The following is a 25141-nucleotide window of genomic DNA, read 5'->3' on the forward strand; positions in this document are numbered from 1 at the left end:
GACTAGCCGAGAAGCTCAGGCCGCGGAGTCTCGTCGCCGAGCACGTGCTGTGAGAGGAAAGCGAACACCGTTTCGTACCAGATGACGGCGTGCTGAGGCTTCAGAATCCAGTGATTCTCGTCAGGGAAGTAGAGGAAACGGTGCGCCATGCGCCCCTCGTTGTCGGCGTGGTGCTCGGCCAGTTCCGACCAGAGACGCAGCCCCTCGCCAATGGGCACCCGATAGTCCTTGTCGCCGTGGATGACGAGTAGCGGTGTTCTGATGTCGCCGACGAAGCGATGCGGTGAGTTCTCTCGCATCGCGTCTTCGGTGAAGATCTGCTGCCAGTACACCGATAAATCTGTGGTGCCCGCGAACTGGTCGAGCGCCCACAGACTCGCGTGCGTGACGATTGCGCTGAATCGGTCGGTATGGCCGGCGACCCAGTTCGCCATGTAGCCGCCGAATGACCCGCCCATCGCGGCGGTGCGCGTGTGGTCGATCTCTTCGCGCGATTCCACCTCGTCAGTGATGGCGAGAAGGTCGGTGTACGGTGCGGATCCCCAGGCATTCCAACCGCGCGCGATGAAGTCGAGTCCGTAGCCCGTCGATAGCGCGGGGTCTGGCAGCAATACGGCATAGCCGCGCGCGACTGCGAGCAGTGGTGCCCAGCGCCAACTCCACGCGTTCCAGCTGGCCAGCGGGCCGCCGTGGATCCAGAGCAACAGCGGAGCCGGTGCTTGTGCCGAAGCGCCATCGGGCAGCAGCAACCACCCGTGCACCCGGGTGCCATCGTCGGCGGTGGCTTCTACCTCGGTGATCTCGCCGGGCGCCGCCGATGTCGCCGCGGGAGTCGCCAGCACGGTGACCTCTCCGCTCGGCGAGACGCGCACCGGGTGCGGCGGCACAACCCACGAGGAGCGCAGGGCAACAAAGCCACCACTGGTGAGATCGACCGAGACGTGCGTGTAGGTGAACTCGTCGTCGGTCAACTTCGTCGGTGCTGATCCGTCAAGTGGCACGCGAAACACCGGTCCGCGCCCGGTGTCGTCGGCCGTCACGAGAAGGGCGTTGTTGTCAGCATCCCACTGCATACTGGTGGCCCATCGGTCCCAGCTCAAAGCCAGACGCTGCGGCTCGGCACCGTCGAGGGCGGCGACCCAGACCTCGGTATCAGTGGGGCCAGCCGGCGTCGCTTTTTCTGAACGCAGGTAGGCAAGTCGCAGTCCGTCGTGGCTGACGACCGGGCTCTCGTAGTCCACTCCTGCATCGTCGAAAAGCGTCGCGTGCGAGCCGCTCTCGGTGTCGATGGCGACCAACGCTTGCCGGCCCCCGCGCTGCTCATGCTGATGGAGGGAAGCGATGAGGGTGCGAGCGTCGGGAGTGAGCGAGGCTCCGGCAATGTTGGCTGAGCGACCAGGTCGAGGCGTCAGGTCTTGCGGGCGCGGCAGCGACGCCGGGTAGGGCTTGGCCTCGGCAGTCGCGGTGCCTGGCAAGCCTTCGGACTCTTGATCGGCGGCGTGGACAGCGGCCGAGATGGTGTCGTCGAGGTCTGCGACGTCAATAGAGAGCAGGTGCGGCTCGCTCGGCCCGAGATCGTGGTCCCAGAATCGCACCGGGTAGCTCTCGTGCAAGATGGCTGAGACCTTCTTCTCTTTGCGCCGCCCTCGCAGTTGGGCATCTGCTTCGATGCTCGCTGCGCCCTGCAGCAATGAGGCTGAGATGACGACGCGGTGGCTCGCCTCTGCGGTTGCGGCGATCGCATCGACGCCGCCGGCCAGTCTCGTGATGGGTCGCGCTTCACCGCCTGCCGCGGGCAAGAGCCACAATTGTGCCGGCTGGTCGTCGCGATCACCTTCAGCATCTGGCCGCGCCGACACGAAGAGCACGTCTCCGCTCGCGGTGAAGGTTGCTCCGGCTTCGCCTTTCGCCGACCGCGTGAGGCGCCGAGCCGCGCCGCCACCGTCTGCGGGCACACTCCACAGCGCTCGCTCATAGCCCGTCGCATCGTTGTTCAACGTGGCAACGGTGAGCACCACGGTGGTGCCATCTGGCGACAAGGCTGCCGCTTCTACACGCGGAAGCGCGATGAAATCATCAAGGGAATCGAAGGGGGTAGCGGCCATGGCACCACGCTAACTCGCGCGCTCGAAATCAACCAATGGTATTGGTGACGGCAGCGACACCCTCGATAGTCTTGCCCCATGGTCAAGAACCGTCTACTGCGTCACCTGGGAACGCCGGCCGCGATCTACGGGCTGCTGGTTTTCGCGAGCCTGATCGCTGCGATGGCTGTCAATCGTCATGAGGGCGACACAATCGCGTCGGTCTTCGTGTTCAGCGCTGTCACGCTCGTCGTGTTCTGGTCAGCGCACGTGTATGCGTACTCGCTCGCTCATCACGCTGACGAGCGAGCCGACGGCGCAACGATATGGGCGTCGATCAAGCACGGTGCCGATGAGTCGGTGGGAATGCTCGAGGCAGCGGTGTTACCCGCGATTCCGCTGGTGCTTGGAATGTTCGATGTGCTTGCACCGCCACGCGCGATCTTCTGGGCACTGCTCGCCGCTACCGTCATGCTCGGGGTGCTCGGCTTTGTGGCGTTCGCGATTCGCGATTCACGATGGTGGGTGCGGCTGCTCGGGGCGCTGGGCACCGCCGCTTTCGGGGTGCTGATTATCCTCCTCGAATCGAGCCTTCACTAGCCCGGCCCTGATGCCGTGGAACGGGCATACGCTCGTAGCCATAGCGATCATCACCGGATGATCCGGCGGCAGGAGGAATCATGAAGGCAGTAGTTGACGGCACGACGATCGCCGAAGCGCAGCAGGACGATCTCGCCTATATCGAAGGAAACTGGTACTTCCCTCGCTCGAGCCTCGTTTCGGAGTTCTTCATCGAAAGCCCCACTGCCTACACCTGCCCGTGGAAGGGCGCTGCGCAGTACTTCGACGTGAAGATCGGCGACAAGGTCGTCAAAGACGGAGCGTGGAGCTACTCAGATTTGCGGCCGGGCGCCGTAGAGCGCGTGGGCAAAGACTTTGCAGGCTTCGTGGCATTCGATCGCAGCGTCACAGTCGCGGAGTAACGACGCCGCTGACGACGCGTAGGCTCAGTGCCTATGGCACTCGGAGCAACGATGCACACCTTCGCGGTGCAGCTGGCAGACGTCGATCGTGGTGTGTACGAAGAGCTCACACTGAGGCTCGCGCGACACCCCTCTGAGACCGCGGTCTATATGATGACTCGGCTGCTCGCGTATTGCCTCGAGTATGAAGAAGGCATCGTGTTCAGCGAGGGCATCTCTTCGACCGAAGAGCCGGCGGTGCTGGTGCGCGATCTGACGGGCAAGATCACCGTGTGGATCGAGATTGGTGCTCCCGACGCGCCGCGCCTGCACTACGCGAGCAAACTGGCAGACCGCACCACGATCTACACGCACCGCGATCCCGAGAAGGTGCGCGCCGCTTGGGTGGGCAAGCGCATCCATGACTCGGCGTCGATCACCATGCACAGTTTCGATCACGGGTTCATCGACGACGCGGTGGGCAGCATCGACCGACGCAACACGATGACGCTGTCGGTCACTGAGCGTCAGCTCTACCTCGACTTGAACGGCACGATGTACAGCTCAGCAGTGCACGACCACACCGTTGAGGCGTCATAGCCGATCTTGGCGGGGTTTACGCCGCGACGGTGCGGAATCCCGCGTTGCCCATCGACGAATCAGGCGTGTTCTGACTGCGAGCCGAATTGCGGTATCGGTTGCAATACGAGATGTGACAGAGGTAGCTACCGCCGCGCAGCAGCCGGGTCTGTCCGGAATCGGGCCCTGTCGGGTTCTGCTCGGGGGAGATGCCGTAATACCGCGGATCGAACCAGTCAGCGCACCACTCCCACACGTTGCCGATAGGTTGCCACAAGCCAAAACCGTTCGGCTCGAAGGTGTGCACTGGCGCGGTGGTGAGAAAGCCATCGTCGAGAGTGTTCGTGCGAGGAAACTGCCCCTGCCAGATGTTTGCCCGCCAGGCGCCGCCAGCGTCGGGCTCCTCATCACCCCAGGGATACTTCTTGCTCTCCAGCCCACCGCGCGCCGCGCACTCCCACTCGGCTTCTGTGGGCAGTCGGCGCCCAGCCCACTCGCAGTAGGCGACAGCATCGTTCCAACTGATATGCACGGCGGGATGCTCATCGAGTCCGTCGACAGACGATCTGCGGCCGCCCGGGTGGCGCCAGTCGGCACCAGTGACACCGAGCCACCACGGTGTTCCCGGCGGCTGGCCGATGACGTCGCTGGGCTCGGCGGCGAGGGCGAGATGGAAGACCGCCGAGTAGCCGAAAGTTTCAGCCTCGGTGCGATAGCCGGTTTCGTCGACAAAGCGCGCGAACGCGGCATTGGTGACCGAGGTGGCATCGATCGAGAACGCGTCGAGCGTTACCCGGTGCTGCGGAGTTTCACCGTCGCCCTCGTTGCGGTCGCCCGAAGAGTCGCCCATCACGAAAGTGCCCGCAGGAATCAGCGCCTGGGCGATCTCGTGCCGGCCCGCTGGTGCAACATCCACCGTCGACGGCGCCGCAGAAGGAGCGCCGATCGTGAGGAACTCACCGCGGGAGGGAGCTCCGCATGAACAGTTCGATCCGCAGCTGGAATCTTCGGAAATCTCGCGGTCGTCACCCATGCCTCTAGCCTATGCCGCGCTCGCGGTCATCGATTCGTAAGAGAGTGGATCGCGCTCGGGGCGGCCGACGTGACAATGTGGGGAGATGACTGGTGTTCCCTCTGCAAATGTGACTGCGCAGGCCATGGTCGGGGTCGTTGGCGGCTCTGGTCTATATGAACTCTTCGACCGCGGCGAAGACGTCGATATCGCCACGCCCTACGGCGCCACCGTGCGAGTCACGATCGGCCGGATCGGTGAGCACGTGGTGGCGTTCGTTCCCCGGCACGGGCGTGATCATTCCGTTCCCCCGCACCGCATCGACGCGCGTTCCTGCATCTGGGCGCTCGCCGCGCTGGGGGTGAAGGCGATGATCTCTACCGCCGCAGTGGGTTCGCTCAACCCCGAGCTGCCGGTCGGCACCATCGCGTTGGCCAGCCAGCTCGTTGACCGCACGCACGGCCGTGCGGACACATTCTTCGACGGCAACGTCGTGAGACACCTGCCGTTCTCTGACCCGTTCGACAACGCCCTGCGAAGGGTGGCACTCGATGCGTGCCCCGAACTCAGCGACGGCGCAACGGTTCTCGTCATTCAGGGGCCCCGCTTCTCAACGCGAGCGGAGTCTCATATCAACCGAGCGGGCGGAGTCGACCTGGTGAATATGACGCTCTATCCCGAGATCGCGCTCGCCGCAGAACTCGGCATCGACGCGGCGGCTCTCTGCCTCGTCACAGATCTCGACACGGGAGAGACGTCTGAAGACGCCGTAACCGCCGAGGCGGTTTTCGCCGTGTTGCACGAAGCGAAACCGCGCTTGGTCGGCGCGATCGAACGGATCGTCACAGCGCTGCCGGCCGACTATGCCGCACGTGAACTGATCGATCGTGCCGCGATCGACGCGGTGGTGAAGCAATGACGCGCGTACTTGTCACCGGGGGAGCCGGTTTCATCGGCTCGCGCATCGTCGTTGCAGCGCTGGCTCGTGGCTGGGAAGTGCGGGTTATTGATGCGCTCGTGCCCTCGGTGCACCAGACCCGACCCGAGATCGCCAGGGAAGTCGAGTTCATCGAGGCCGACGTAACTGACCCCGCAGCGCTAGATCGGTGTATGCAAGGTGTTGACGTCGTCAGTCACCAGGCAGCGAAGGTCGGCATGGGCGTCGACTTCAGTGACGCGCCTGACTACATGCGTGCGAACGCTGTGGGAACGGCAGAAGTGCTCGCCGCGATGAGCCGTGCGGAGATCGGCCGGTTAGTGCTCGCTTCGTCGATGGTGGTCTACGGAGAAGGTCGCTACGTCGGCCATCACGGAGATGTGCGCCCCGGCCCGCGACGCGCGGAAGACCTGCAGAACGGCATGTTCGAACCCCGTGATCCAGCCAGCGGAGAGATTCTCAACCCAGCTCTCACCGTCGAAGACGCCATTCTCGATCCGCGCAGCGTGTACGCAGCCAGCAAGCTCGCCCAAGAGCACCTTGCCACCATCTGGGCACACGAGGTCGGCGGAAAGGTGGCCATGCTGCGCTACCACAACGTGTATGGCCCCGGCATGCCGCGAGACACGCCCTATGCCGGTGTGGCAGCGATCTTTCGCTCGTCGCTCGAGCATGCACAGGCCCCTCGCGTTTTCGAAGACGGTGGGCAGCGACGAGACTTCGTGCACGTCGACGACATCGCGTCGGCGAACGTCGCGGCCATGGAGTGGACAGCACGAATGGATGCTGCGCCCTCCCGTGCTTTCAATATCGGCTCGGGCACGGTATCGACCATCCTCGACGTTGCGAGCGAACTGAGCCGTGTCTGCAACGGGCCGGAGCCCATCGTCACCGGACAGTTTCGAGCAGCCGATGTGCGACACATCACTGCGTCATCTGAGCGCGCACACGCTGAACTGGCATGGTCTGCGTCGGTTGGCCTCGCCGAGGGGCTGCGCGAGTTTGCGGCATCCCCTCTTCGCGACTGAGTCACTCGCTTCGCGACTGAGTGCCCGCTTCGGGATTGAGCAACCCCCGTCGCGACCGGCGTAGTCGCTCACGCCCTGCGTAGTGCTAGGCGAATGACCCTGCGGACTCGCCCGCCCGCGGAAGAATGAGGTCGAAGCGGCATCCGCCCGGCACGTTGCGCACAGTGACCTCACCCTCGTGCGCGGCGGCTATGCCGCGCACGATGGCAAGGCCCAGGCCGGCGCCGCTTGAGCGCATCGGATACGTCGCACTGGTCTCTTGCGGTTGAGGTGTTCGAGCTGTGGCGCCGCGCCAACCCGGATCGAACACCCGCGCGAGGTCTGCCTCGTCGATACCGCCGCCCATATCGATCACGGCGACGCACGCGCGACCGTCAGTCACCGACGCGGCCACGGTGATCGGAGAGCCCTCGGGGGTGTGCTGAATCGCGTTCACCAGCAGGTTCGACACCGCACGCGAGAGTTCACGTGGGTCAGCGCGCACGATCACACTCGCGCCGCTCTCTGACTCGATGCGAATCTCGCGTGCGCCCGAGATCGGGCGCAAATCAGCAACGGTGTCACTGATGACGTCATAGAGCGAGACCTCTTCGAGCGACAGCCGCAATGAACCGGAATCGATCTTCGACAGCTCGAACAGATCGTCGACCATCGCCGAGAGGCGAGAAACCTGCTCTCTCATCTGACGGTGATAACGCTGCGGATCGGCAGCGAGTTCGTCTTCGAGGGCCTCTGCCATCGACATGATTCCCGCCAGTGGGGTGCGAAGATCGTGTGCGATCCATGCGACGAGCTCACGACGTGACTCTTCGATGCGGTGCTCGCGTTCGCGCGACTCCTCGAGCTTGGCGCTCATGGCGACCAGTTCGCCCGCGAGCGCTGTCAGCTCGCCGACCGATTGGGGACCGACAGCATCGACCCGCTCGCCTTCGCCAATTCGTCGCGCAGCAAGCGATAGCGACTTTGCGTTTCGCACCACGACTGCTCCGAGCCCGGCCACCAACACGAGCGAGACCAGACCCGAGATCACGGCGGCGTTCACGGCGACAGTGAGGTCATGCGCCGAGATGTACATCTGCCATGACGCGCCGACGATGCTGAGGATCACCCCGACGATTGCGGCGAAGACGAGCACGAGCACCTGCACGATCAGCGATGCACGTCGCAGGATTATCAGAAGCAGCACGGCGGCGCCGCCGACAATCAGGGTGATGACGAGCGCGAGGCCCGCTACGTGCATCAGTTCGGGACCGGTCATTTGGTGTGTTCCTTGAGGTCCAGCCGGTAGCCGATTCCCCACACGGTCGTCAGCAGCACTGGGTGAGTCGGGTCGGGTTCGATCTTCTCGCGCAATCGGCGCACATGAACGGTGACTGTTGACAGATCGCCGTGCGTCCATCCCCACACTCGCGAGAGCAGGTCTTCGCGGCTGAAAGCCTGATCGGGATGCTTCACCAAGAACGCGAGCAGATCGAACTCACGCACGGTCAGGTTCAGCAGCACCGAGTTCATCATCGCCACGCGCGCGGCCGGATCGATTCGGAACGGACCACGGTCAAGAGCTGATTCAGGAGCGAGCTCAGCCAGCGATCGGCGCAATACCGATCGCACGCGAAGAACGAGTTCGCGGGGCGAGAAGGGCTTGGTGATGTAATCATCGGCACCAGCTTCCAGCCCGCGAATGCGGTCATCTTCACTGCCGAGAGCCGTGAGCAGAATGATCGGAGTCGAGCTTGAGCTGCGGATGCGGCGGCATGCTTCGATGCCATCGATGCCCGGCAGCATCCGGTCGAGAACGATCAGATCTGGCGAGATGCGCGCCTCGGCGTCAATCGCCGCAAAACCGTCAGATACCCGATCAACGATGAAACCCGCCGAGCGCAGATATTCCGATACGACTTCAGAGACGGTGGGGTCATCGTCGACGACAAGCACGCGACGATCGGTGAGGTCATTGTTGGCCAACGATCGGGCGGGTTCAGACATCACACCCTCACATTACGCCGGGTCAGCGCGTGATCCCGGGCGGAATCATACGCCGTTTGTGATCCGTAAGACTTCCTAGGTGACGAGGAGGTGTACGGGGCTTAACGTCAAAGGATGATTCAGGTCGATCTCGTGCTTCCGTGCCTCAATGAGGCCGGAGCTCTACCGTGGGTGCTGTCGAGGGTGCCTGATGGCTACCGCGCGATCGTGGTCGACAACGGATCGACCGATGACTCGGCCGACATCGCCCGTGAGGCTGGAGCCACGGTGATCACTGAGAGCGCCAAAGGGTTCGGGGCAGCGGTGGCTGCCGGAGTTGCGACGGCGACCGCACCGGTCGTCGCCATTTGTGATGCCGATGCGTCTCTCGATCCTGCTGAGCTGCCCCGGCTGGTTGCCATGCTCGACCGCGGCGCAGATCTGGTGCTTGGCCGCCGAGTGCCCACCGAACGATCTGCCTGGCCATTTCACGCTCGCATCGCCAACAGGGCGCTTTCCCGTCGCATCGCACGAGTGTCGGGCGTCAAAGTGAGTGACCTGGGGCCGATGCGCGTGGCACGCACTCAGGCGCTCGTCGATCTCGACCTGCGAGACCGGCGCAGTGGCTACCCGCTCGAAATGGTCTTGCGCGCGGCCGCCGCAGGCTGGAACATTGTCGAAACCGATGTCGCCTATGCGCCCCGCGTGGGACGCTCAAAAGTGACTGGAACCGTCAGAGGAACAGCGACAGCGATTTCTGACATGAGCCGTATTCTGCGCGAGACGAACGCATGACCGCCGTCGTCGTGATTGCCAAAGAGTGCGTACCGGGGCGAGTGAAGACCCGGCTATCACCATCGTTCACGCCTGAGCAGGCGGCGAAGATCGCCGCTGCGAGCCTTGCTGACACGCTCGAAACCGCTCGTGGGGTTGCTGCAGATCGCCACATTCTGTACTTCGACGGTGATGCCACGACCACCCCTCACGAAGGGTTTGAGGTGATCGCCCAACCGCGGGGAACACTCGATGAACGGCTTGGCGCGATCTTCGATCTCATCGACGAGCCGATGTTGCTGATCGGCATGGACACTCCGCAAGTGAAGCCCGCACAGCTGCGTTGGCCCGACCACACCGACGTGGTTTTCGGTCCGGCCGCCGACGGCGGCTTCTGGGCGCTGGGCATGCGCGAACCGCGCGGAGACGTCATCCGCGGAGTTGCGATGTCGCAGGCCGATACCGGAGCACTTCAGCTGGCGGCGCTGGAACGGGCTGCGCTCAGTGTCGAGCATCTCGTCACGCTGCTCGACGTCGATCTCGCCGCAGACGCGCACAGTGTCGCGGCAGAGATCCCCGGGTCGCGCTTCGCGCACGCCGTCAGCGAAGCGAGCGCCCTGCACGCGGTGGGGAGTCGATCATGAGCACACTGATCTCTTTTGGCGCCGGCGGCGACGAGCCCTACGCGCTGATGCTTGGAGCAACCGGCAGTTCGGCACTGGCGCTGCGTCGCATTGATGACCCGACCGGAACGGTTGTGCTCGACGTCGAAGGATGGCGATCGCCCGCCAACGCGGTCGACCTGGCTGTGCTCGCCGATCTCGATGGACCGTTGCTCGACGTCGGCTGCGGCCCTGGTCGCATGGTGCGCGCGGCCGAAGAGAACGGGCTCGCGGCGCTCGGAATCGATGTTTCGGCGGATGCTGCCGCGCTCGCCGCGACGAACGGCACCCCCGTGCTGCGACGCTCGATCTTCGAGAGGCTGCCGCTCGAGGGCTTGTGGGCGACGGTGCTGCTGATGGACGGCAACATCGGCATTGGCGGTGACCCGGCGGCCCTTGTCTCACGGTGCGCTGAGTTGATGGCAGACGACGGATGCCTTGTGGTCGAGGTTGATGTTGACCCGGAGCTTCTCGATTGCGCGGTGTACACCGCTGTGGGCCAGGACGGCCATGAGAGCGCACCGTTCCCGTGGGCGCGCGTCGGCTCGGCGGCGCTTGCGCGTGTGGGCAGCCGCAGCGGATTGGTTGTCGCAGACGCATGGGCCGACGGTCAGCGACGCTTCGTCGTATTGCGCAAGGATCGCGCTTCGCACGCACCGAAGCGCTGAGGTACCGATGAGCCGCGGCGGAGTCGCTGCCGCGTCAAGGATCGCACGTGGTCAGGCTTCGAAGCGCTGTGCGTCTAATCGTCGCGCCAGCAGCGCGTGCAGTCCCACCGCTGCCGCTGTCGCGACCGCCAGCACCAGGAGGAAGCACGCGAGGTTGAGCGCGTAGTTGAGAGGCAGCACGCTCGGATTCGCGGTGCCAATGGCGGCCTTGACGATCTCGGGAATCACGATCAGTGAAACGATCCCGCCCAGCGCAAGCGCGACCTGCACCATCACGATCGGCGCGACCGGCACCCGCGTTGCTGCTCTGCGCCCGGCCAAGGCGACGCCGAACACCAAACCTGCGATGAGCACGTCGTGCACGATCAGCGCTGCGACCAACCAGGTGGCTATCGGCAGGTACTGGTCTGGTCGCACGTCGTTGGCGAAGACCACTGCGCCGACGACCATGGCGAGGATGCCGACGGTGATCAGGGCGATGCGCGTCGCTTTCACGAGATCACCTCGATCGTGCTGAGCCACTTGGTTTGCAGCACCCCGGGTCGGCCGGGAGCGATGATTCGGGCGGGGTAGCCGTGATCGATGTCAAGTGTTTCACCGTAGAGCCTCAGGGCCACGAGGGTGAGTTCATCACGGACGAACTCCGGTTGCATCTCGGTTACTCCGAACCCTCCCCGCTCTTGCAAGCTCGTGATCCGCACGTGCGCGTCAGCGGGAGCGCCTACCGCGTCGAGCAGGTCTCTCAGGCGCGGCCCGCGCCATGGCGCGTTCTGGCTCCAACCCTCGACGCAGGCGATCGGCAGCACGACGTCGTGCTGGGGGAGCGCCTCAAGGCGTGCGAGAGAGAACACCTCTCGCACGCCGCCGAAAGAAACGGCGAGCGTCCACTCGGGCGCCACAGCGCTCTCGAGCACACCCGCCGCGCTGGCCGTGCGGTTGACGGGAAGGCCCTGTGCGCCCACGCCCTGCTTGCGGGGGGCGAAGAGGTTGGTGGCGTCGAAGAGCCGAAATGACTGGCCGGCGGTGAGCACGACCACCGCGCCCACGGCGGCAGCGACCGCGGTGAGAAATCCACGCCGAGAGGCGCGGGCATCAGCAGAGTCGTCGGCAGGAGGTGGCGTCTTGTCGATCCACGCGAACACGCGACCCGTGACGCCGTGTGTCTGAGACTCGCCCGTCAGGCGCCGAAGCTCGTCGGGCACGTCAAGCGCAGCATCCGGATCATCTTCATCGTCAACGCGCTCGAGCACCGAGCCATCGTCGTGATACGAGTCCCGCTTGCGCCAATACCGTGCGATGAGCGGAAGTTTCACGCCGATGTGAATCGCGAGCGAGCCGATGATGACCCAGCTCAAGGCGTAGTGGGTGAGACGAAACGAGAAGTCGAACCATGCGTACGCCTGGTAGGTGTTCAGCAGGCCGATGGTGATCTGAACGAGGGATGCTGACACCAGCACCGCGATCGATGCGCGTTCGAGCAGATGGGTGAAAGAGCGAACCGGGGGACTCTGGAACAGCTCGGGGAAGACGGTGTAGAGCTTGGCTAGCAGCAACGGAAAGCAGGCGATCCCGGCAGTGATGTGCAGGCCCTGCGAAACCTGATAGATCCACACCGGCCGGGTGGGAAAGACCATCCACGGCGCGGGGTTCTGCAGAAAGTGACTGTACAGCCCGGTTGCGAAGCACAGCAGGAACGCGAGTGCGAGCAGGCGACCGATGACGACGGCCATGCGCGGGTTTCGGGCGGGCGCAGCAACGGAGTGCCTCACCTGGTGCAACGCTCTTTGCACGCGCGCGGCAACGGGCATAGTGCCACCTCCTTCTCGTGCCGACTCTATGCGGCCTTGTGAGCGGGTGTGTGCGCGGAATGTGACGAAGCAGAAACGCTTCACGTTCGAGACTCGTAAGGTCTGGTTCACGACGATTGAGGCGTCACTCTCTAACCTCTAAGAGTGACGACCGAACCCTTCGCCGCGGCTGTGCCTCGCAGCCGCGCTGCTACGACGGCCCCCTGGATCGGCTTGGGCATCTCGCTGGGGCTGATCACCCTGGCCATGCTCGTACCCTTCGTCACCGGTCTCAACGTGCACATCAGGTACTTTCCGCCGATTCACGCGCAGTGGATGCCGCGGGTCGGACCAGGAACGATCGCTGCCATCATCTTCGCGGGCTTCGCGATTCGCTATGCCTCGGATCTTGCGGCGCGGCTTCGCTGGGGATGGTTGCTGCTGGTCGCTTTCGGGGCGAGCCTTTTCTGGATGCTGGCTCTTGCCACCGTGGACGGACTCGACGGCATCAGCACGATACTCGAGCACCAGTATGAGTACTTGCGCACGGCGCGTGAGGTCGCCGACTTCGGCGCGGTGCTGAGCAGGTACATTGCGCATATTCCGCTGGATTCGGTCGATAACTGGCCTGTCCACATTGCTGGCCACCCGCCAGGTGCGCTGCTTTTCTTCGTGATTCTGGTGAACATCGGGCTGGGCAGCGGGCTAGCCGCGGGCTTGGTCGTGACAGTGATTGCCGCCACGACTTCGGTTGCGGTCATGGCGACACTGCGGCGCCTAGGTGCAGAAAGCGCGGCGCGCAAAGCCGCACCGCTGATCGCTCTCGGGCCGGCAGCGATCTGGATGTCGGTGTCTGCCGACGCCATGTTTGGGGCGGTAGCCGCGTGGGGGCTGTGTCTGCTTGCCTATGCCGCGATGGCCAAAAGCTGGGCACGCACCGCGCTGTGGGCGGCGGGTGCCGGCCTCGTGCTCGGCTACTGCGTGATGATGTCGTACGGCCTGCCGCTGCTCGGTGTGCTCGCCGTGACGGTTCTTCTGGTGGCGCGCAACTGGACGCCCTTGCCCTGGGCGGTCGTGGCTGCTGTTGCAGTCGTGCTCGCGTTCGTGGCGGGCGGGTTCGTGTGGTGGGATGCCTACCCGGTTCTCGTCGAACGCTACTGGGATGGAATCGCCAGCCGTCGTCCGGCTTGGTATTGGATGTGGGGCAATTTCGCGGCGCTGTCTTTCAGCGCCGGTCCGCTCGTGGGGGCCGCCGTCGCGGCGGCGATTCAGCGGCTGCCGAGCGTGCGTTCAGCCATCACGGCCGAGCGGGTCATCGTCTTCTTGGCGACGGCCGCGTTCGTCACGGTGCTGCTGGCTGATCTCTCTCAGATGAGCAAGGCAGAAGTCGAGCGCATCTGGTTGCCGTTCGTGCCGTGGCTGCTCGTGGGCACAGCTTTGCTTTCTGAGCGCTGGCGACGATGGGGGCTGGTCGGGCAATTGACGTTTGCCGTCGTGGTGCAGCATTTGCTACTCACCAGCTGGTGATGCCACGGGACTAGGCCTCACCAACCACAGCGCAACGACCACGATTGCTCCGATGACCAACGTGACGATTCCCGCGGTACGTCCCAGCGCGACGTCGAGGATCAGCGTTGTGACTCCGACCGAGAGGGCGCCGACAACGACGAGGTTGGCGGCTACCAGCTTCGATGTCGTGGCGACCAGTTCTGCCTTGCGCCCGCGGGCGAAGTACTTGCGGTGCATGCGAACCGGCACCAGGGCCAAGATTGACGCGCACGCAGCGAGCACGACGAGAACCACATAGAGCGCGAGCTGCACGTTGTCGATGTCGGTGAAGCGCTGTTGAAAGACCACGGCAAGCAGAAATCCGCTGAGAATCTGCGTGCCCGTCTGCATCACTCGCGTCTCTTGCATGAGCTCGTCCCAGTTGCGGTCGGCACGCTCGTTGGCTGACTCGCCTCGGCCATCATTGCGGCGATCGTCGGCGGGCGAGGTTTCATGTGAATCAGACGCCATAGTCAAGAGGATTAGCCTCCACTAAAGGGGTTGTCAAGCCCAAGGCAGAAGCGGTGACGGCCTCGTATTCTCGCTGGTGGAGGTTCAACATCATGGCTACTGAGTCCACACCTGAACAGAACAACAATCGCCGTTCAGCACCCGGAGGCGCGGGTGCCAAAAGCACACGACGCCAGAATGCCGAGAAGGGCTTTGTCGCGTCGAAAGGTCTGCGCGAGAAAATGCAGGCAGTGCTCGTCGACCTGCTCGAACTGCAGCTGCAGGGCAAGCAGGCGCACTGGAACGTTGTCGGCCACAATTTCCGCGACACCCATCGCCAGCTTGACGAGATCATTGACGCCGCCCGCGAGTTCAGCGACACGGTGGCCGAGCGCATGCGTGCGCTGCATGCGATCCCGGATGGCCGCAGTGACACCGTTGCCGCGACCACAACACTGCCGGAGTTTCCGCAGGGTGAGATCGACACCGCAGAGACCGTCGATCTGATCACCGCCCGTCTTGAGGCGACCGTCGCGACAATCCGCGAAGTGCACGACCCGATTGACGACGAAGACCCCACGAGTGCAGATGTGCTGCACGCGGTGCTCGAGAAGCTCGAGCAATTCGCCTGGATGGTGAGCGCCGAGAACCGAAAGCCCGCGCGTTCGTGACATGGCGCCACTGACGCTTGATCCGGGGGGGAGCGCGTGCTCCCTCGCGGCGTCAGCGCTCGACGCGGCCGCAGAGGTCGACGATTTCGGGGTTGACGTCGCCGCCACGCTGGATTGGTGTCGGGGTGTCGGGCAACGAGCTCCGATGGTGGGAGATGGTGCTACCCGCCAGCTGTGGGAGCTGCTCGCCTCGACCGCACGGTTGAGCGTGTCGGCCGCGAGAATGCTCGAGCCTCACCTTGATGCGCTGAGCATTCTCGAACAGTCGAGTGACGACAGCGCAGCGAGTTCTGCTGAGAACATCGAGAGCATTGAGGTCACGCCCCATTCCACGTGGGGCGTGTTTGCCGCAGAGGCCGCAGACGTGCGCCTCGCCGCAATTGAGCGCGAGGGGCGGTGGGAGTTGTCAGGTACAAAGCCCTGGTGCTCCCTCGGAGCCGATTTGACGCACGCGCTCGTCACCGCGACGAGAGACGACGGCAGGCGGCAACTTTTCGCTGTGAACCTGGGCGCGGCTGGCGTCGAGGCGCATACCGGACCCTGGTTCGCGCGGGGTCTGTCTGACGTCGTGAGCGCGCCGATCACCTTCGAGAAGGTGACGGCTGTGCCCGTGGGAGAGCCCGGGTGGTATCTCACCCGCTCCGGCTTTGCCTGGGGCGGCATGTCAGTGGCAGCGTGCTGGTGGGGTGCCGCCGAGGGAGTGGCGAAACCATTGCAAGCGGCCGCCGCTTCTGATCGCGCCGATCAGCTTGCGCGGGTGCACCTAGGCAACGCTGATGCCGCACTCTGGGCCGCTCGTGCGACGTTGAGTGAGGCTGCCGATCTCGTCGACTCGGGTCATGTCGCGGCAGCTGAGGCCAAGATTCTCGCCGAGCGCGTACGAACCGTAGTTGCAGGCGCTGCGACGCGGGTGCTCGCCGAGACGGACGCGGCTCTGGGCCCCGCTCCTCTCGTCGCCGATGACGCACACGCGCGTCGCGTCGCCGATCTTCATCTGTACCTGCGTCAACACCACGGGCTGCGCGATAGCGAGCGCCTCGGACGAAACCTGATCGCAGAGGCAGAGCACTGATGGTCACCTTCACTCATCTGTCGCCGGGCACCGCAGAAGGCGAATGGCGCGCCGACCCGAGGCTCGCAGCGCTACCCGAGTTAGATGTACAGCTCGACGACCTTGTGGTCGTGGCAGCTCACCCAGACGACGAAACGCTCGGTGCCGGCGGCTTGCTCCATGAGGCGCATCGTCGTGGCGCGCGCGTCATGGTCATCGTGGCGACGGACGGCGAAGCATCGCACCCGAATTCCCCAACGCATTCCCCCGACGAGCTTCGCACGCTTCGAAAAGACGAAGTGGCGCGGGCCGTGACGACGCTTGCGCCCGAAGCCACGCTGCACTTTCTTTCGCTGCCTGACGGATCGTTGCGCGAGAACGAAGCCACTCTCACCGCCCACCTGGTGCGGCTCATTGACGAGCTGCCTGATTCAGAACGCACGCTAGTCGTCGCCCCCTGGTCAGGCGACGGTCATCGCGACCACCGCATCGCCGCGGGTTGCGTGGCGCGCGCGCTCGCGAGGCGGAGCATGAGGCACTTCGGGTATCCGGTATGGCTTTGGCACTGGGGCTGCCCAGACGACTTGCCCTGGAATCGCTGTCGCGCGGTCGGGCTCGGTCGCCAAGCGCGCGCAGCAAAATCGCACGCCATGCGCGCACACACTTCCCAGCTTGAGCCGCTCTCTGGCGCAGCTGGCGATGAAGCGATCATCTCGCCCGGCATGCTCGAACACTTCTCGCGTGCCGCGGAACTGTTCATAGAGGAGGAACGCGTGTCAGACGACAACGCGTCGTTGACGCGGCAGTGGTTCGAAGACTTCTATGCCCGACACGAAGACCCGTGGGGATTCGACACGCGCTGGTATGAAGAGCGCAAGCGTGCCATCACGATGGCGAGCCTGCCCACCCGAGCCTTGGGTGACGTCTTTGAGATCGGCTGCGCCACGGGTCTGCTTACCGAACAGATCGCCGCGCGCGCTCGCTCGCTGCTGGCGATCGATGCCAGCCAGGCGGCTGTTGAACGGGCGAGCGAGCGTGTGCAGGCCCATGATGCTGTGACTGTGCGGCAAGCGATGGTGCCAGAGTGGTGGCCCGAAGGCACCTTCAACACGATCGTGCTCTCTGAAGTGGGGTACTACCTGTCGTCAGACGACTTGCGTGAAACGATCGCACGAATTGAGCATTCGCTCGCGTGGGACGGTTACGTGCTCGCGTGCCATTGGCGGCACCATGTTGAGGACTATCCACTCAGCGGTGATCAGGTGCATCGCGCGCTCAGAGACGTGAAGTCGTGGTCGCGGGTAGCTCTTCACGAAGAAGAGGACTTCGTGCTCGAGGTATTCACGCGGTCGCCAGCAGTGTCGGTAGCGCAGATGGAGGGGCTGAGGTGAGCGACTTTCCTATCGCCGCGGTTGTCGTCGTGGTTCCCGTCCATAACGAAGAAGCGTTGCTGGCCCGGTGCTTGCAGTCGGTGGACGCAGCTACTCGGCAGATCGATCTGCCCTGCGAAGTCAGAGTCGTTCTGGACGCATGCACGGATCAATCCGCGCAGATCGCCTCGCGCTTTCCGTTCGAGACGATTGAGGTATCGGCAACCGCGGTGGGGGCTGCACGTGCGGTTGGAGTATCGGCCGCGCTCGCTGACTTCGACGATATTGAGGCCGAACGGATATGGATCGCGGTTACCGATGCGGATTCACAGGTGCCACCGCAGTGGCTCACTGCGCAGCGCAGTCTTGCAGATGCTGGCAACGACGTCGTGGTGGGCACGGTACGTCCAGACTTCGCCGACCTTTCACGCAGCCACCGCGCGCTCTGGTTGAAGACCCACATTCGCGGCAAACCGAACGGCCACGTGCACGGTGCCAACCTGGGTGTGCGTGCCAGCACGTACCTTGCGGCGGGGGGATTCAACGCTGTTGCCGAGCATGAAGATGTTGGCCTCGTCGCGCAGTGCCGCGCCATCGGCGCTGCTGTGGCCGCGAGCGACAGCGCCGAAGTGCTGACGTCGGGCCGGTTTGAAGGCCGCACACCCGGCGGGTATGCCGCATACCTGCGCAATCAAGCGGCTGATCTGCTGCCTGCAGACGCGGCGCTCGACGAACAGTGGACGGCATCGTGAGCGATCACCAGACAGACGTTGAGATCGAGATCTCTGCTCTCAGACCGGCAGATGCTGGCGAGGTGCTGACCGTGCAACGTGCCGCGTTCGTGTCAGAGGCGATCATCTATCGCTCTGTCGACATGCCCCCACTCACGCAGACTCTCGCTGAAGTCGAAAGCGAGCTGCGCGACACGCAAGGGTGGGCAGCGCGTATCGACGGCAGGCTGGTCGGCGCGATCCGCGCGCGCGAAGCCGAGGGTCGGTTGCTCATCGGGCGCATCGCAATCGCACCCGACGTGCAAGGACTGGGAATCGGCCAGGCCCTGCTTGAGGCAGCAGAAAGCAATACTGACGCGCTGGAGGCAGAACTGTTCACCGGCAGCCTGAGCGAGGCCAACATTCGGCTCTATGAGAGCTGCGGCTACGTAGAGGCGGAACGAGTCGATCAGGGCGACGGCATCGAAGAGGTTTATCTGCGCAAGAAGCTTCGCCGCTAGTGCAGCACGCTACTTCTTCAGTTTGACGAACGCGGTGCCGACGATCAGCGCCCACACCGGGAACGCCCACCACACCAGGTTGCTCGCCCAGCTGTCAGACTCAGCGACGGTGTAGAGGAAGCCGCCCGCGGTGGTGCCGATGATGCCGCCGACGGCATGCGCGAGCCCGAGCACGCCGAAGTAGCTGGCGACCGACCCGGCGTGGGTGAAGCCAGCGGCTACCGCGTTCATCACCGGTTGCGCGAGCATCTGCCCGACCGTGAAGATGCCGACGCCGACCAGCAGACCTGCGATCGATGACCACAGTCCCATCACAGCGAGCCCGCTGCCGAGTGCTAGCGCTGCAAAGGCCAGAATCTTGTACGACGAGAAGCGGGCGGTGGCGAACTTCGTGGTCGGGAGCATCGTGAACACCATGAGCACCGCAGCGCCGGTGTAGACCAGCCCGACCCCTTCTGGGCCGGGCAGTACGTCACGGGCACGGATCGGAACAACGAGATACAGCTGGGTGATCATGACAGACATGCCGCTTGCCACAAGGCAGAAGCGCATGAACGGGCGGTCTGAGAAGACCGTGCGAAATGAGGTTCGCTCTTTCGCCGACGTTGACATGCCGCTGGGCAGGCCGATCAGGGTGATGAAGAATGCGGTGAGAAAGAGGCCAGCGGCTCCGAAACTGACGAGGGCGAAGTCAGCGCCGGCGAGCAGACCGCCGATGACCGGCCCGACGATGAATCCGACGTTCGAGACGAGCTCGCGAGTGGAGTAGACGCGCACCGTGTCACGCCCCTCGGCGAGCGCCGAGTAGGCGGCATAGCTCGCCGGATGAAACAGCGCACCGCCGAGGCCGGTGAGGATTGACGCGACTAGCAGCAGTTCGGGAGTGTCGACGGTGCCCAGAGCGGCAAATCCTGCGGCGCGAATGAGCACACCACCGAGGATCGCCCGCTTGTAGTCGATGCGGTCCGCGATCCATCCCGTGATGGGCATCAGCCCATTCTGTGCCGCAGAACGCACCGCTGTCAGCACAGCGATGAACGCAATGCTCAGCGAGAGATTCTCAAGCAGATGAAATGCGAGCAGGGGGATGAGCATATAAAAGCCCACCGCCATGGTGAAGGTGTCGAGGTACAGCACCCACAGTGCGCCCGGGGTATCGCGCAGTCCGGCCCAAGGGGCTTTCACTCTGAAGTGGGGGTGTCGTGCTGATACCCCCAGACGCGCAGCCCGGCGTATACCGGAAGCGAGAGTGCGACGAAGGGGATCAGCGTCGGAAGCAGCACGCACCCCACGGTGATCGCCACGCCCAGCACGAGCATCGCGAGCGACCGGCCAGGGTGACGCAGCAACATGCTGCCCACCTCGTTCAGCCATTCGCGGCGGGTTTCGTCAGGAAGACGCGATGCCGCCACCGGCACCGCCAGCAGCATGAGCAAGAAGAGCACGCCGATGGGAACCGCGGCCGCAGCGAACACGATGGCCAGCGTCGACGATCCTGTCGTCATCTGCACCAGCAAGAAGAAGACGTCGGCCGCGAGCACGAACGTGACAAACGCAGCGAAAACTCCCAATGGCAAAGACCGACGCCATGTCGACGCGAACTCGCGAAAGGTGTTGGTGAACACAGCGTCGTCTTTATCGCGCATCCACCGTGTGAGCGCCCGCGCGAGGGCGATCATCGCGGGAAGTGCTGTGATGATCGCCAACGCCAGCAAGAAGGCGGCGATGCCGCCGAGAACGATATTCGCGGGTGTGGCTAGGGCGCTCAGCAGACTCGATTCCCAACGGGTTTTTCGAGCGGGCGGCCGAGCGCGCACCATGGTCATTCCTCTCCAACGCCAGTGGTGCGGGCGTTGAAGCCGGCGCCGCTGATCTGCGGTTCATCGATCAAGCTATCTCGGCCCGCGGTGTCGAGTGCAACCACTTCGGTTTGCTCGCCGCGCGTGATGCGCACGATCACTCGTGAACCGTCGAACTCGCACGTGACCTCGGCCGATGACTCATCATCCCATCGTTGCGATTCGAGCACTGTGACGAACTGAGCTCGCTCGCGCGGCGCGGTGGTTCGCTTGAGCGTGTGTTGCACTTTGCTGATCGCAAGACTCGGCGTTGACGATGTCGGGTTCGCATGCACGGCTGTCTCGACGACCTCGATGTGCGAGTCATCTTCGAAGAAGGTGATCGGCATGACTCCGTTGCCGGCTTCGGCGCGCCACCGTCGCGGCGCGAGCTCGAACGGGCGGTTCTGCGTCTGCAGCAGCCACGTCCACGAGCGGGCGGTTCGCGCAATCAGATCATCGAGGATCACGAGCGATCCGCTTGGGGTGAGCACCAGGTGCCGGCGAATCTGTTCGATGTCGAGCGATGGGTCGTACATGGCCGAGGTCTCGCTCACCGCGTGAGTCCAGCCCTTGCCGAGCGTGGTTGTCAGGATCGATGCCGTGTGCTCATACGGCAGGTTCTCGAAGATGTGATAGCGATCCTCGTTCACGAAGCCGTTGCCGTCGACGAGCACGCTGTTGTGGTGCTCGGTGAGCTTGCGAGACGAGTAGCCCTCATCGAGCGCGAGGTACGAGCCGTTTCCGATCAGCACGAACGTTCCCGAATCGGGGTGGTGGTGTCCGGCATTGAGCGTGACCCACCCGGTGTCGAGCTTGTGTTGATGGGCGTTCTCCCACGCCTTGTGCCCGCCACCCGGCGAGGCTTTGAACGAGACCATCGTGGCGTCGTCTTGCCACGACGTGCGGCCGACGACGAGGCCGAGGTCTGAGAAATAACGGTTCAGCGGCAGATCACCAGGGCCGGCTGCCTGAACGCTCGGATCGAACCAAAGCAACTCCTGGTATGCCTCGGCACGCACACCCGGGCGCACGTCGCTCTCATACGCTTCACGCCAGAAGAATTCCTCGGCGACCTTGTCGGCGAGCCATTGCGCCTGCGGCAGCCGATATTCCGACGCAAGCTTGTAATACATCGAGACCGAGTGACCACTGCGGCGGTCGTGGCAGTCGCCATGGTCGATGATTCGCTCGAAATCCGGGGCTGCTTGATACAGGCGATACCAGAAGGTCTCACGAAGGTACGGGCTTGCCGTGAACCAGTCGATGCCCTCGGTTTCTTTGAGCATGTCGAGATAGCTGACCAGCCACGGCACCCCGTAGCGCCAGTAGACGACGCCCTCGTTGTTCGACCCGTCTTCGGGAAGCATCTCGAAGACTGTCTTGAAGTTGCCCTTGGCTCGCTCTGTCCACTCCTTCGCTTCGGGGAATATTCCCTGCAACGCATACCCCGCGGTGGCCAGACCGGCGTAGCAGATCCAGTTGTGGTTCTGCCAGTACGACGATGACCACCAGCCACCTTCGGTCTCAACCGCGAAGCTGTACAGTCGCTGCCCCTGCAACAGCAGCTTCTGCTCCAGCGCTTCCCGCTCGACAGGCTCCAGAGCGTCACCAGCCCATGAGAGCGCGAGCGAGAAGCCGTGCAGGATCCAGCCCGCATCGAGGTCGTGGTCGGGCAGATTGGCTTTGCCCCAGTGCGCAAATGCCAGCGGCGGAGCAAGCCAACGTCGCAGTTCGTCGAGGTAGTGAACCTGACCGGTCAGTCGGTAGGCGAGAGCAAGGCTCGCGGCGGCCGGTCCGAAGTAGGTGATCGAAGCGAGTGGATGCTCCTGGGGGAGCGCGATCGACTTGTAGCGCTCGCACTCTTCGAGCAGGCGCCGAAACTGCGGCGCTCGGGCTCCGGTGAGTTCGCTGCGCAGTTGATCTTCGCGACCGTTGATGAGGAGGGGATGCATTATCGGGAAACCTCGATGTTCCGTGTGTGTCCGTCGGTGAACTCGACAAGAAGGGTGGTCATGGTGGTGGTGGAGTCGACGATCGAGGCGCGAAGCGGCACGACGCTGTCATCGAAGAAGTACAGCGAGACGAACTCGGCGCTGCTGCCTGTGCACGTCCAGTCGCCCACTGCCTGCAGAGCCGACGGATCATCTGATGGCCCGCGGCCCGACGATTCGACGAGTACTGAAGGCTGCATCGACAGGTGCATGCCCGTGAGCTGTGCCCCCGTTGCCGACTGCCAGGCTGACTTCCACGCGCCATGCATCGCCTGAACTGCAAACGACACCGACGGCCGCAGTGCCAGGGTGATCTGGTGCTCGGTGTGATCATCTGATGTCACGCGAAACACATCGGCCAAGATGCCTCGGTCGAGCACGAGAGATCTCGTCAATGTGAACCCGGCGCAGGCATCGCTGCTCATGGCGCTCACCTCGCCGGAGGCGGCATTCCAGTGTGTGATGCTCGCCGATGCCTCGGCCTGATCTTCGCCGTCGATGCGAACGGTGGGGTGAGCCAACGTGCGGGCGTAGTAGCCGTGCCGCAGGGGGCTCGCGTAGGGCGGCACGCCGGGTGCTGGCTGCCAGGGCTCGCTCGCGCCGTAAAGGTAGAGCGCAAGCTTGTCGAGATGGCCGTGTGCACCGCCGTGTTCTCCTGCGTCGAGCACCGCGGTGAGTCGAGCGCTCGGGTCGCGCAACACGACGAATCCTGCGTTTGCGAATGCGATGGTGGCGGGCTCAGCCGAGCTCAGAATCGTCGCGGGCGCGTTGCCGAACCACCCGCCGAGCAGATCTTCAAGGCCGTCGTGCTGGTCGTCGAGTCGCTCGCGCACCCAGCGCTGCACGGGCCCGAGCGCCGCTGAGTCGCCGAGCTGACCGGCGAGCATCGCGATCTCTAGCACTTCGCGATGCATGGCCAGGCGGTCGTACGGCCCATCGTGAATGATTGGCAGACGACCATCTGGGGCTGCGATCGCGGGCAGCACGCCGACCATTTTGCTCAGTATGGCGACGATGTCGGTCGGGATGCTGCGCGGGTCGATGCCGCGCAGCGCGAGCAGGTACGCACGCAAAACGAACACGTGGTAATAAGTCGAGCCCTCCCATTCCCACCCGTCCTCCAAGACGGCGACGCGCATGTGCTCGTATACGCGCGCCTCGAGATTGTCATCGGGGGCAGCGAGGTCCCACGCGACCCGAGCAAGGTGCAGCAGTCGTCCCGACGCATCAAGCCACGCGGTGTAGTTGCTTCGAAGGTCGTCCCGCTCGACGACGAGAATGTGGCGGGCTTGCTCGATCGTGTCGATCAAGCCCACCAGCATCGCGTCGATCTCGGGGGAGAGCTCCTCGTGCGCAGTTCGCCGCGCAGCGAGCGCGATGACGGCATCGGCGATGCCGACCGCCCACTGCGCCTCAGAAAGTGCCTGCGAGAACAGCTTGCCCTGCAGCATCCATGATTCGCTGCCTTCGTTCCATCCGCTGGAGGCGATGTCGGCGTAGAACAGTGCGTACTCAGTCAGAATCTGCCGGGCGCGGTGTTGATCGAACTCTTCGCCGGATGCGCGATAGCGGTGCGCGTGCAGCCGGGCTTCGCGGGCGAGGCCTTGATGCAGGTAGACCGTCCACGCTGCGTCGAAGGGCTCACCCTGAAGCTGGCAACCGTGCGAGCAGGGGTAGATCGAGCCGATGGCCGGCTCGAGTTCCACCCCGTGCGTCGGACACACGTAGTCGTGCCACCAGCCGCCCCGGCGAAGAGGGATCAGGCTCATCGGAAGTTGAGCCCTCCGTTGATGTCGATGACCTGACCAGTCACATACGACGACAGATCGGAGGCGAGGAACAGCGCGACGTCGGCGACATCATCTGCGGTGCCGGCGCGGCCCAGCGGGATGCCCGCGACGATACCAGCCTGTGCGGTCGATGGCGTGAAGGTGTTGTGGAACGCGGTCTCTCCGATGAAGCCCGGGGCGACCGCATTGACGGTGACGTTGCTGGGCGCGAGTTCTTTCGCCAAACCACGCGCAAAGCCGACAATGGCCGCCTTCGAAGCTGCGTACGCGACTGACCCCGCGCCGCCGCCGTTTTCTGATGCGAGAGACGACATCAACACGACCCGCCCGTTCTCGGAAGCCTTCAGCAGGGGAACAGCGCTACGCGTGACAAAGAAGGTGCTCGACACGTTGACGCCCATAACGGCATCCCAGTGCTCATCGCTCATCTCCTCCACCGTCGCGCGACCGACGAGGTGGCCAGCGTTGTTGACGAGGATGTCGATGCCGCCCAGGAACTCGGCAGCATCGGCGACCAGAGCGGTTGCTTCAGACGAAACCGTGAGATCTGCCTGGCAGCTCTTGGCGCGGCGCCCCAGCGTGGTGATGGTGTCGACCACCTCCTGTGCTCCGTCAGCGCTGTGTGCGTAGTGGACCACAACGTCAGCACCTGCCTTCGCAAGAGCCAGGGCGATGCCTGCTCCAATGCCAGCGCCTGCTCCGGTGACGAGCGCGCGGCGCCCGGTGAGATCAATCTGCAT

Annotated in this window: 26 protein-coding genes; 14 read left to right on the top strand and 12 right to left on the bottom strand. The window is 64.1% G+C overall.

Features of this window, described 5'->3' with window-relative positions; all coding sequences use genetic code 11:
- Nucleotides 1-2 precede the first annotated feature (2 nt).
- Nucleotides 3-2105 carry a S9 family peptidase gene (locus WDU96_RS02790; RefSeq protein ID WP_337336960.1) on the bottom strand — a complete coding sequence of 701 codons (2103 nt, stop codon included), beginning with the start codon at nucleotides 2103-2105 and terminating at the stop codon, nucleotides 3-5.
- A gap of 78 nt (nucleotides 2106-2183) precedes the next feature.
- On the opposite strand from WDU96_RS02790, the gene WDU96_RS02795 reads away from it, so the two are divergent.
- The 3 genes from WDU96_RS02795 to WDU96_RS02805 all read left to right on the top strand — a co-directional run bounded on the left by WDU96_RS02795 (nucleotide 2184) and on the right by WDU96_RS02805 (nucleotide 3646).
- A complete protein-coding gene (locus tag WDU96_RS02795; protein WP_337336961.1) occupies nucleotides 2184-2684 on the top strand; it encodes a hypothetical protein in 501 nt (166 codons plus the stop codon).
- A gap of 80 nt (nucleotides 2685-2764) precedes the next feature.
- Nucleotides 2765-3067, top strand: coding sequence for a DUF427 domain-containing protein (locus tag WDU96_RS02800; protein WP_337336962.1), 303 nt, complete (start codon nucleotides 2765-2767; stop codon nucleotides 3065-3067).
- Nucleotides 3068-3100: 33 nt separating this feature from the next.
- Entirely contained in the window at nucleotides 3101-3646 is a 546-nt protein-coding gene (locus tag WDU96_RS02805) for a YaeQ family protein (protein WP_337336963.1), read from the top strand.
- Nucleotides 3647-3662: 16 nt separating this feature from the next.
- On the opposite strand, the gene WDU96_RS02810 is transcribed toward WDU96_RS02805, so the two are convergent.
- Nucleotides 3663-4658, bottom strand: a complete 996-nt coding sequence (locus WDU96_RS02810; RefSeq protein WP_337336964.1) for a formylglycine-generating enzyme family protein — start codon at nucleotides 4656-4658, stop codon at nucleotides 3663-3665.
- Nucleotides 4659-4743: 85 nt separating this feature from the next.
- Between WDU96_RS02810 and WDU96_RS02815 the strand changes: the two genes are divergently transcribed.
- Entirely contained in the window at nucleotides 4744-5556 is an 813-nt protein-coding gene (locus WDU96_RS02815) for an MTAP family purine nucleoside phosphorylase (RefSeq protein WP_337336965.1), read from the top strand.
- A complete protein-coding gene (locus tag WDU96_RS02820; protein WP_337336966.1) occupies nucleotides 5553-6602 on the top strand; it encodes an NAD-dependent epimerase/dehydratase family protein in 1050 nt (349 codons plus the stop codon). Before WDU96_RS02815 ends, WDU96_RS02820 begins: the two co-directional genes overlap by 4 nt.
- Before the next feature lie 85 nt (nucleotides 6603-6687).
- On the opposite strand, the gene WDU96_RS02825 is transcribed toward WDU96_RS02820, so the two are convergent.
- Together WDU96_RS02825 and WDU96_RS02830 are read right to left on the bottom strand one after the other, a co-directional pair.
- On the bottom strand, nucleotides 6688-7860 hold the full coding sequence (locus WDU96_RS02825) for a sensor histidine kinase (protein ID WP_337336967.1): 1173 nt from the start codon (nucleotides 7858-7860) through the stop codon (nucleotides 6688-6690).
- Nucleotides 7857-8588 (bottom strand): response regulator transcription factor, encoded by a 732-nt coding sequence (locus WDU96_RS02830; protein WP_337336968.1) that lies wholly within the window; start codon nucleotides 8586-8588, stop codon nucleotides 7857-7859. The genes WDU96_RS02825 and WDU96_RS02830 overlap by 4 nt, the downstream gene beginning before the upstream one ends.
- 114 nt (nucleotides 8589-8702) lie before the next feature.
- On the opposite strand from WDU96_RS02830, the gene WDU96_RS02835 reads away from it, so the two are divergent.
- From WDU96_RS02835 to WDU96_RS02845, 3 genes are read left to right on the top strand one after another with little or no spacing between them, the layout of a single operon-like run.
- Nucleotides 8703-9362: a glycosyltransferase family 2 protein gene (locus WDU96_RS02835; protein WP_337336969.1), complete on the top strand. Its 660-nt coding sequence runs from the start codon at nucleotides 8703-8705 to the stop codon at nucleotides 9360-9362.
- The gene (locus WDU96_RS02840) at nucleotides 9359-9985 is read left to right on the top strand and encodes a TIGR04282 family arsenosugar biosynthesis glycosyltransferase (RefSeq protein WP_337336970.1); all 627 of its coding nucleotides are present in this window, start codon (nucleotides 9359-9361) and stop codon (nucleotides 9983-9985) included. The genes WDU96_RS02835 and WDU96_RS02840 overlap by 4 nt, the downstream gene beginning before the upstream one ends.
- Nucleotides 9982-10671 carry a methyltransferase domain-containing protein gene (locus tag WDU96_RS02845; protein WP_337336971.1) on the top strand — a complete coding sequence of 230 codons (690 nt, stop codon included), beginning with the start codon at nucleotides 9982-9984 and terminating at the stop codon, nucleotides 10669-10671. Before WDU96_RS02840 ends, WDU96_RS02845 begins: the two co-directional genes overlap by 4 nt.
- A gap of 51 nt (nucleotides 10672-10722) precedes the next feature.
- On the opposite strand, the gene WDU96_RS02850 is transcribed toward WDU96_RS02845, so the two are convergent.
- Both WDU96_RS02850 and WDU96_RS02855 read right to left on the bottom strand, forming a co-directional pair.
- Entirely contained in the window at nucleotides 10723-11166 is a 444-nt protein-coding gene (locus WDU96_RS02850) for a hypothetical protein (protein WP_337336972.1), read from the bottom strand.
- Nucleotides 11163-12479, bottom strand: a complete 1317-nt coding sequence (locus WDU96_RS02855; RefSeq protein ID WP_337336973.1) for a molybdopterin-dependent oxidoreductase — start codon at nucleotides 12477-12479, stop codon at nucleotides 11163-11165. The genes WDU96_RS02850 and WDU96_RS02855 overlap by 4 nt, the downstream gene beginning before the upstream one ends.
- Before the next feature lie 144 nt (nucleotides 12480-12623).
- Here WDU96_RS02855 and WDU96_RS02860 point away from each other — a divergent pair, with 144 nt between their 5' ends.
- Nucleotides 12624-13985 carry a hypothetical protein gene (locus WDU96_RS02860; RefSeq protein WP_337336974.1) on the top strand — a complete coding sequence of 454 codons (1362 nt, stop codon included), beginning with the start codon at nucleotides 12624-12626 and terminating at the stop codon, nucleotides 13983-13985.
- On the opposite strand, the gene WDU96_RS02865 is transcribed toward WDU96_RS02860, so the two are convergent.
- Complete coding sequence (locus tag WDU96_RS02865; protein WP_337336975.1) at nucleotides 13968-14477, bottom strand: DUF6328 family protein; 510 nt, start codon at nucleotides 14475-14477, stop codon at nucleotides 13968-13970. The two genes, WDU96_RS02860 and WDU96_RS02865, sit on opposite strands and share 18 nt — an antisense overlap.
- Before the next feature lie 92 nt (nucleotides 14478-14569).
- On the opposite strand from WDU96_RS02865, the gene WDU96_RS02870 reads away from it, so the two are divergent.
- From WDU96_RS02870 to WDU96_RS02890, 5 genes are read left to right on the top strand one after another with little or no spacing between them, the layout of a single operon-like run.
- Complete coding sequence (locus tag WDU96_RS02870) at nucleotides 14570-15127, top strand: Dps family protein (RefSeq protein WP_337336976.1); 558 nt, start codon at nucleotides 14570-14572, stop codon at nucleotides 15125-15127.
- A gap of 1 nt (nucleotide 15128) precedes the next feature.
- Nucleotides 15129-16199: an acyl-CoA dehydrogenase gene (locus tag WDU96_RS02875; protein ID WP_337336977.1), complete on the top strand. Its 1071-nt coding sequence runs from the start codon at nucleotides 15129-15131 to the stop codon at nucleotides 16197-16199.
- Nucleotides 16199-17569, top strand: a complete 1371-nt coding sequence (locus WDU96_RS02880; protein ID WP_337336978.1) for a bifunctional PIG-L family deacetylase/class I SAM-dependent methyltransferase — start codon at nucleotides 16199-16201, stop codon at nucleotides 17567-17569. Before WDU96_RS02875 ends, WDU96_RS02880 begins: the two co-directional genes overlap by 1 nt.
- On the top strand, nucleotides 17566-18300 hold the full coding sequence (locus WDU96_RS02885) for a glycosyltransferase family 2 protein (protein ID WP_337336979.1): 735 nt from the start codon (nucleotides 17566-17568) through the stop codon (nucleotides 18298-18300). Before WDU96_RS02880 ends, WDU96_RS02885 begins: the two co-directional genes overlap by 4 nt.
- Nucleotides 18297-18779: a GNAT family N-acetyltransferase gene (locus WDU96_RS02890; RefSeq protein ID WP_337336980.1), complete on the top strand. Its 483-nt coding sequence runs from the start codon at nucleotides 18297-18299 to the stop codon at nucleotides 18777-18779. Before WDU96_RS02885 ends, WDU96_RS02890 begins: the two co-directional genes overlap by 4 nt.
- A gap of 9 nt (nucleotides 18780-18788) precedes the next feature.
- Here the strand turns inward: WDU96_RS02890 and WDU96_RS02895 are convergent, their stop codons facing one another.
- From WDU96_RS02895 to WDU96_RS02915, 5 genes are read right to left on the bottom strand one after another with little or no spacing between them, the layout of a single operon-like run.
- Nucleotides 18789-19964, bottom strand: coding sequence for an MFS transporter (locus tag WDU96_RS02895; protein ID WP_337336981.1), 1176 nt, complete (start codon nucleotides 19962-19964; stop codon nucleotides 18789-18791).
- Nucleotides 19961-20605 carry a DUF624 domain-containing protein gene (locus WDU96_RS02900; protein ID WP_337336982.1) on the bottom strand — a complete coding sequence of 215 codons (645 nt, stop codon included), beginning with the start codon at nucleotides 20603-20605 and terminating at the stop codon, nucleotides 19961-19963. The genes WDU96_RS02895 and WDU96_RS02900 overlap by 4 nt, the downstream gene beginning before the upstream one ends.
- Nucleotides 20602-22572 (bottom strand): DUF4962 domain-containing protein, encoded by a 1971-nt coding sequence (locus WDU96_RS02905; RefSeq protein ID WP_337336983.1) that lies wholly within the window; start codon nucleotides 22570-22572, stop codon nucleotides 20602-20604. The genes WDU96_RS02900 and WDU96_RS02905 overlap by 4 nt, the downstream gene beginning before the upstream one ends.
- Nucleotides 22572-24380: a heparinase II/III domain-containing protein gene (locus WDU96_RS02910; protein ID WP_337336984.1), complete on the bottom strand. Its 1809-nt coding sequence runs from the start codon at nucleotides 24378-24380 to the stop codon at nucleotides 22572-22574. Before WDU96_RS02910 ends, WDU96_RS02905 begins: the two co-directional genes overlap by 1 nt.
- Nucleotides 24377-25141 carry an SDR family NAD(P)-dependent oxidoreductase gene (locus WDU96_RS02915; protein WP_337336985.1) on the bottom strand — a complete coding sequence of 255 codons (765 nt, stop codon included), beginning with the start codon at nucleotides 25139-25141 and terminating at the stop codon, nucleotides 24377-24379. The genes WDU96_RS02910 and WDU96_RS02915 overlap by 4 nt, the downstream gene beginning before the upstream one ends.

Source organism: Microbacterium marmarense, from assembly GCF_037204165.1.
Classification (GTDB): Bacteria; Actinomycetota; Actinomycetes; order Actinomycetales; family Microbacteriaceae; genus Microbacterium; species Microbacterium marmarense.

Coding starts and splice junctions, on each gene's coding strand:
- WDU96_RS02790 (WP_337336960.1), bottom strand. CDS start 2,105: ATGGCCGCTACCCCCTTCGATTCCCTTGATGATTTCATCGCGCTTCCG.
- WDU96_RS02795 (WP_337336961.1), top strand. CDS start 2,184: ATGGTCAAGAACCGTCTACTGCGTCACCTGGGAACGCCGGCCGCGATC.
- WDU96_RS02800 (WP_337336962.1), top strand. CDS start 2,765: ATGAAGGCAGTAGTTGACGGCACGACGATCGCCGAAGCGCAGCAGGAC.
- WDU96_RS02805 (WP_337336963.1), top strand. CDS start 3,101: ATGGCACTCGGAGCAACGATGCACACCTTCGCGGTGCAGCTGGCAGAC.
- WDU96_RS02810 (WP_337336964.1), bottom strand. CDS start 4,658: ATGGGTGACGACCGCGAGATTTCCGAAGATTCCAGCTGCGGATCGAAC.
- WDU96_RS02815 (WP_337336965.1), top strand. CDS start 4,744: ATGACTGGTGTTCCCTCTGCAAATGTGACTGCGCAGGCCATGGTCGGG.
- WDU96_RS02820 (WP_337336966.1), top strand. CDS start 5,553: ATGACGCGCGTACTTGTCACCGGGGGAGCCGGTTTCATCGGCTCGCGC.
- WDU96_RS02825 (WP_337336967.1), bottom strand. CDS start 7,860: ATGACCGGTCCCGAACTGATGCACGTAGCGGGCCTCGCGCTCGTCATC.
- WDU96_RS02830 (WP_337336968.1), bottom strand. CDS start 8,588: ATGTCTGAACCCGCCCGATCGTTGGCCAACAATGACCTCACCGATCGT.
- WDU96_RS02835 (WP_337336969.1), top strand. CDS start 8,703: ATGATTCAGGTCGATCTCGTGCTTCCGTGCCTCAATGAGGCCGGAGCT.
- WDU96_RS02840 (WP_337336970.1), top strand. CDS start 9,359: ATGACCGCCGTCGTCGTGATTGCCAAAGAGTGCGTACCGGGGCGAGTG.
- WDU96_RS02845 (WP_337336971.1), top strand. CDS start 9,982: ATGAGCACACTGATCTCTTTTGGCGCCGGCGGCGACGAGCCCTACGCG.
- WDU96_RS02855 (WP_337336973.1), bottom strand. CDS start 12,479: ATGCCCGTTGCCGCGCGCGTGCAAAGAGCGTTGCACCAGGTGAGGCAC.
- WDU96_RS02865 (WP_337336975.1), bottom strand. CDS start 14,477: ATGGCGTCTGATTCACATGAAACCTCGCCCGCCGACGATCGCCGCAAT.
- WDU96_RS02870 (WP_337336976.1), top strand. CDS start 14,570: ATGGCTACTGAGTCCACACCTGAACAGAACAACAATCGCCGTTCAGCA.
- WDU96_RS02875 (WP_337336977.1), top strand. CDS start 15,129: ATGGCGCCACTGACGCTTGATCCGGGGGGGAGCGCGTGCTCCCTCGCG.
- WDU96_RS02880 (WP_337336978.1), top strand. CDS start 16,199: ATGGTCACCTTCACTCATCTGTCGCCGGGCACCGCAGAAGGCGAATGG.
- WDU96_RS02900 (WP_337336982.1), bottom strand. CDS start 20,605: ATGACCATGGTGCGCGCTCGGCCGCCCGCTCGAAAAACCCGTTGGGAA.
- WDU96_RS02905 (WP_337336983.1), bottom strand. CDS start 22,572: ATGCATCCCCTCCTCATCAACGGTCGCGAAGATCAACTGCGCAGCGAA.
- WDU96_RS02910 (WP_337336984.1), bottom strand. CDS start 24,380: ATGAGCCTGATCCCTCTTCGCCGGGGCGGCTGGTGGCACGACTACGTG.
- WDU96_RS02915 (WP_337336985.1), bottom strand. CDS start 25,141: ATGCAGATTGATCTCACCGGGCGCCGCGCGCTCGTCACCGGAGCAGGC.